5 protein-coding genes are annotated in these 6162 nt (G+C 30.0%); 2 read left to right on the top strand and 3 right to left on the bottom strand.

Annotated features, from left to right (window positions below):
- Together Q0P94_RS10245 and Q0P94_RS10240 are read right to left on the bottom strand one after the other, a co-directional pair.
- Window positions 1-1775, bottom strand: a 1775-nt coding sequence (locus tag Q0P94_RS10245) for an FUSC family protein (protein ID WP_295116298.1), incomplete at its 3' end; no start/stop codon positions are given.
- 278 nt (window positions 1776-2053) lie between these two features.
- Window positions 2054-3976: an IGHMBP2 family helicase gene (locus Q0P94_RS10240; protein WP_295116296.1), complete on the bottom strand. Its 1923-nt coding sequence runs from the start codon at window positions 3974-3976 to the stop codon at window positions 2054-2056.
- Between the two features lie 46 nt (window positions 3977-4022).
- Between Q0P94_RS10240 and Q0P94_RS10235 the strand changes: the two genes are divergently transcribed.
- Both Q0P94_RS10235 and Q0P94_RS10230 read left to right on the top strand, forming a co-directional pair.
- Window positions 4023-4763, top strand: coding sequence for a succinylglutamate desuccinylase/aspartoacylase family protein (locus Q0P94_RS10235; protein ID WP_295116294.1), 741 nt, complete (start codon window positions 4023-4025; stop codon window positions 4761-4763).
- Between the two features lie 168 nt (window positions 4764-4931).
- On the top strand, window positions 4932-5654 hold the full coding sequence (locus tag Q0P94_RS10230; protein ID WP_367270248.1) for a metal-dependent hydrolase: 723 nt from the start codon (window positions 4932-4934) through the stop codon (window positions 5652-5654).
- Between the two features lie 10 nt (window positions 5655-5664).
- Here Q0P94_RS10230 and Q0P94_RS10225 read toward each other — a convergent pair.
- Window positions 5665-6162, bottom strand: a 498-nt coding sequence (locus tag Q0P94_RS10225) for an arsenic resistance protein (RefSeq protein WP_367270247.1), incomplete at its 5' end; no start/stop codon positions are given.

Genomic DNA, 6162 nt, shown 5'->3' with positions numbered 1-6162 from the left:
TCAAATCCTTCGATAATCCTCTGTTCATCTTTAAACAAGCTCATGACATGTTCCATTGAATATGCCAATATTTTATCTTTGATATTTAAATTTACATCTGCCAATGCATTACCATCAATTATTTCAACCAAATTTTTAGCCAAATCATCGGATATTGGAATCAAATCCAGATAATTCAAAATGAAATTGCAAATATCAGTAATTTTTACCTGCAGATTATATAATTCGCGGTTTTCCTCAGTTATTTCAATGTTTTCCCGTACAACATTGCTTAAAACCAATAATGTTGTTTTTTTATCGGGTCCCGTTGCCATGCATTTCTGTTTAACCAAATCGATTGACTGTTGATTTAATATATAAGATGTTTTCAGATTGTTTTTTGTTTCGATTTCAACAGAATAAGGCAGGAATTTGTAATTGAATAATGTGACAACTACAACTGCAACAATTACCCACAATATCTTCAATTCCATTGCTTCAGGTGGTGGAATATACATCAGTGCAGTCATGACTGATATCACAGTAGTGACAATTGTCAAAATCAGTTTATCCTCCAATTTAATGACCATTATAAACATACAGACAACCATTACTGCAACAGCAATTACATTAAATGAAACGTTAAGATAAGGGACAATTATGAGAATTGCTGCAAAAACAAAAACTCCAATAAATGTTCCCTGAAGTCGTGACTTTGCAGAATATGCAACATCATTAATATAAGGTAACATTAATGAGATTGTAGCGAAATACAGCCATTTTGTAAAGGGCAAATTAAACATCAGCGTCAGTAGTTGCCAGACAAACATTAAAAAGGCCATTTTAAATGCAAAAGTAAACTTGACGGATCTGAAACTGAAATACTGTCTGATTAATGATTTGAACTGGGTTTTTAATGTGTTTTTATCCGGAAGCAGTATTTCATCGGTTAAATCTTTCCTGATTTCATTTGAAATTATCTCCAAGTTCAATAAAACAAGATACATTACTTTTGAGTCTATTTCAATGCCTTCAAATATGTCCTCCAAATCAATATGTTTGATTTGAGACAAAACACTTCTTATGTAAAGCAGTTCCTTATTTGACAAATCATACTCAGATATAATCTTTCCAATGTATTGAAATGATTTGACAACATTCAAAACGGATTTGTGAATTTCAGAGGGGAAATATTTATACTCGGACCTGTTTAAAATACTCAAATAAAATCCGTTGATTGTACGGAAATTATCCGAAAAAACATCTTTTCCATCCAATTTCAAATCTATGGCTTTGTCTAATTCAGAAATTAATATGTCAATAGTTGCTTTTGACAGTTTATAATCCTTTTCCCTGTTAATTGTCATATTCAATCCGACGATGAAAACCGCGCCGAAGACAAGAGACAAAAGCCTCATTGGCAGCATTTCAACAGAAACCGGAATTCCAACCATCATAAAATATATCATCAGGTACGGTAAATAAACATGGGTACCAAAAAGATTATATGATGTGAAAGTAGTTGCAAAGACGACAACAAAGGTCAATATGCATCCAAAGATAGTTAATGGATTATTCAAAAACGATGCAATGCCTAACACCAGGAGCAATAACAGTATTTTAATAAAAGAAGATTTTGCTTTAAATGACAAATCATTGCTCAGATTCATGAACGCTGCCATGACCACCATCATACCGATTACTGCATTTTTACTTCCAAATAGCACCATATAAAAAATCATGAACAACATCATTGAGGCAAACATGATAATTTTTGATTTTAATGCATTATTCATAATTACTCTAATAATATATTTTATTAAGAATTATTATAATTTAACTATTTTTAAACAGAATAAAAAAAATTCAACTATTAATTTTAATGAAAAAAGTTCAAATCAACAAAATTTTTGAAAGAGTGGTTGACAGAAGAAAACTCTTAATTGAGGGTATAATTGAGGTTGAAAGTTATATGGACATTTTGAAAAATCAAAACCCCAATTAAGAGTTTCGAGCTTTAATTTTACTCGCTAATATTAAATAGTATCTCATAGTATATAAAGTTTAGGTATACCTAAATTTTTATCAGCAACTTTTCATCCTCAACAAATTCAATAAGTCTTGCATATGTGGGATTGTGTTTCAATGTCTCTTTGTTACCAATTATTATTAATTTTCTTTTTGCTCTGGTGATTGCAACATTCAATCGTCTTAAATCATTTAAAAATCCTATATTTCCATTATCATTACTTCTGACTGTGGATATAATAATTATTTCCTTTTCTCTTCCCTGAAAACCATCCACTGTTTTCACTTCAACCGATGTGTTTTCTTGGATAATTTTCACCTGGTCAGCATATGGGCTTATAATTCCGATATCCTCTTCATTAACTCCTGCAGTCAAATAGTCTTTTGCCACTCTTACGGCAATTTCAGCTTCGACTTTATTGATTATTGATTTTGAATCTTTTAAATGATTTTCATGGTTTTTGTCAATATCTGAAGTATCCATAAAAAGCAGTGCTTCTTCATTATAACTGGATCCGATTATATCTTTGATATTGATTTTATCTACGCTAACATCACTTTTTAGACTATTATTATAGAATTCGGAGTTCGGAAACTTCATCAAGAGCTTGTTCATTCTATACTGGATATTCAGTAATTGTGATTTAGGGGGATATTTTTTGATTAATGCTTCAAATAGAGTATTTTCAAGTTCATTTGCCTTATTACTTATTATGGTTGGTGGCAGTTGTTTGTGGTCTCCAGCAAGGATAAATCTATGAGCTTTAGCTATTGGAATTAATATGCTTGGAATTGTTGCCTGTGATGCTTCATCAACAATTGCTACATCAAATTTGGTATTAGCAATAGATTCAAGAGCAGCAGAGGAATTGGTTGCAAGGATTACATCACTTTCTTCAATGATATTTCTAATCATTTTGTTTTCAATTCGTTTTATGTCGGAATGCAATTCATCAATTTCTTGATTGTATTCTATCCATTGTGCCATTGACTGCATTTTTTCAGCACTTATTCCTCTTCCACCTTTTCCCTTGGATGCATGAAATAGAATGTCATAATCTCCAAAACCACGTCTGAATTGTGGAGTTGGTTTGGTGAAGGATTTTCTTTTCTCGATTAGTTTATCAATTTTTTTGTGAATTTTTTTGATTTTTTTGTTTAATTTATGGTTTTCGACTTTATATGCAAGTGAGTATGTAATGTTATTTTTAGACACTCTTTGGGGATGTCCAAGTCTTGTCAGATTTAATTTTTTATTTTCCATTAATCGCTCCAAAATATTGTCTATTGCAGCATTACTTTCTGCTGTTGCAAGCACTTTGTGATTTTGTCTTGTCTCCTGTGAAATTAGTTCAACAAGTGTTCGGGTTTTGCCTGTTCCGAATGGACCATGTATCAGGAAGAAATTTTCACAAGATAATCCTTTTTCTATTGCATTTTTTTGAGATTTGTTTAAATTTTCATCAATGTAGTTGATATAGGGGGTTTTTCTATTTTTTTTCGGATTTCTATCTGTCAACATGTATTCTAGAGCATTTTTTCCTTTTAAGCTTAAATGCTTTAAATTGTCTTCCATTCTCCGGAAAGTTATGTCATTGGCATATAAGTCAATTCTGACTTTCTTTTTCAATGCCCATTTTGGAATTCTCTTATCAAAAGCTACTTTTATAAATCTTGCTCCTTTTTCTGTAACTGTTCCGGTCAAATCACTTCTTAAAGGATTATCTGTACTGATTAAAACCATATCACCGACACTAATTTCGGTGTCAATAATTTCTGATCTTCCAAACTGAACAATTTCCATGCCTAATTCTTTACCCATCCGTTTTCCTTTAACTTTATTAATGGCTCTTCCTAATTCTTCTCTTTTTTGTCCGGACATTGAACTTATTTCATGTGTCATCAGGTCAATTTCAGCATCTCTTTCATAATTTATGAGCCTTATTAATTTTTTAATATACTTCTTCAATTTAATCCCTAATTTATAAATAAGAGCGTTTATGTATAATATTATTATGGATTTTGAAAAAGTTGAATGTGCAGATAATTTGGAAATGAGTTATGTCTCAAATCTATCTGGAGGATATGTTTCAAGAAATGTGCAGGTATTTAATCAGATTGAATTGAACGATTTAAATAAGTTCATTTTGAAAAAATCAGTTTTTGGAACACCAATTTTTAAATTGGGCAATGGTCGCAATAAAATTTTAATTTTATCTGGAATTCATGGAAATGAATTACCTTCACAGATTGCAAACATTCGACTTTTAAATGAATTGGTTAATGAAAAAGTTAATAATACTTTATTTTTTATTCCATTTGCAGCTCCAAAAGCAACAATGGAAAATAAACGTTTTTTTAATACTTTGGATTTAAATCGTGCAGCTCATGTTAATAATTCTTTAAGTAATTTAATTATTCAGAAAATTGAAGAATTGGGTATTAATTTTGTAGGTGATTTCCACTCAACAGCTTACAATTCAAATCCTGGTTTCGAATCAATTTTTTCAACAAAGTCTCCAACTGCAGAAAGTTTTTTAATTGCAAATTATATTGCAAGAGATATCGACTGTAGGATAATTGCTCTTGATTCTGCAGGTGAATCTTATAAAGGTGCAGTTGAAGATGTGTGCAATTTAAAAAGAATTCCTGCTGTTACTGCTGAGGTTTTATCTCCTTTTGCTAGTGTTGGTGAAGGCAGTGTCGAAAGGTCTTATCTTCAAATGAAAAGTTTCTTGTCTTATTTTGGTGTTTAGTTTATTTTTAACAAATTAAGGGATATTATTTTAGCAAAATATTTTTGTGCGTTGAGAAATTCTCAAAATTGTTATTTTATATCATCTGATTTTAATTATTACTTTTCAAATGCTCTTGGGCAATTTACTTTATATTATAATTTATTATAAATAAGTAAGGTGATTTCAATATCTTCTTATAAGGGACACTCTCTATTTGCACTATTGCTCGCATTGATGTTTTTTTACAATCCTCTGTTAATTGCTTTAACATTTATCGGTGCAAATATTCCTGATTTTGACCATAAATTCAAAAAGGAACATGTTTATAAGTTGATTATTTTAGGATTAATTGTGTTTATTTCACTTTATATCCTTAAATTGCCTTATTTTATAGGATTGATTATCATCTTCTTGGGGGTAACATTCTATTTTTCAGAACACAGAAGTTTTACACATTCAATTTTTGGGGTTTTAGTTTTAACTTCTGCTGTCGCTTTGATATTGATTTGGGGTTATGAATTGGTAGTTGTTTTCACTGTTTTAAATAACTCTTACATTATATTTGCGGTCTTAATTGCTCTTTTAAGTTTTTTATTCTTAAATAAAAAGTTATTACTAGTATTTTTACCAATATTTTTTGTTAGTTTGTTTTTAATGCCCAATTTGAAGTTGGGTTATATTGAAATTGTTCTTGCATTGTTTTTAGGATTGTTTTCCCATATCGTTTTGGATTCATTTACTCCTTCTGGAATAAAGATTTTCGCGCCATTGTCTTCAAAAAAAGTTTACAAACGTTTTGGTTTAATTTCAATATTTTTATTGGTTATTTTGGCTATTGGTTATCGTTTGCCTATTTTGTTTAAGATATTTGAGCAATATGTATATATGGTATTCTTAACATTTCATTAAATATGATTATTTAGAATAATCTGCAAACAAAGAATAATCCTGAGTTTTTAATCCCTAAACAGAGCTTTGAGATTATATAAAGTACTGGTAACTCAATTAAGGGTCCAATAACTAATGCAATAGCTATCAATTCATGTCCTGGGAAAGAATTTATTGCAATTGCAAGGGCTAATGGTGAATTACGGGCAAGTGTGGTCATGGTTAAACTTGCATATTCTTCATAGCTGAAATTAATTTTTTCGGATAATAATAAGTCAATAACTGTATTTCCAATGAAGAATATTATCAATGGAATAAATATTTTAACGACGGAATCGAGATTTTCAAATAATAACTCTCCCTGTGATGCAAAAATGCAAAAAACTGCAAGTGATAAAAACCATATTTGTACTGAAGTAAACAAATTTGTAACTTTTTCTTTCATATCTTTTTTTTCTTTATTTTTTTGGCTTTTTCTTGTATTCGTTTGTTTAATTATACTATGAACTTCGGATACTTCCATATCATT

It is taken from the genome of uncultured Methanobrevibacter sp. (assembly GCF_946184425.1).
GTDB lineage: Archaea > Methanobacteriota > Methanobacteria > Methanobacteriales > Methanobacteriaceae > Methanocatella.
The sequence above is the reverse complement of the archived record's forward strand: the minus strand, read 5'-3'. Positions and strand labels throughout refer to the sequence as shown.

Excerpts from the sequence above, each read along its gene's own strand:
- Q0P94_RS10235 (WP_295116294.1), top strand. The coding sequence starts at position 4,023 with ATGGATTTTGAAAAAGTTGAATGTGCAGATAATTTGGAAATGAGTTAT.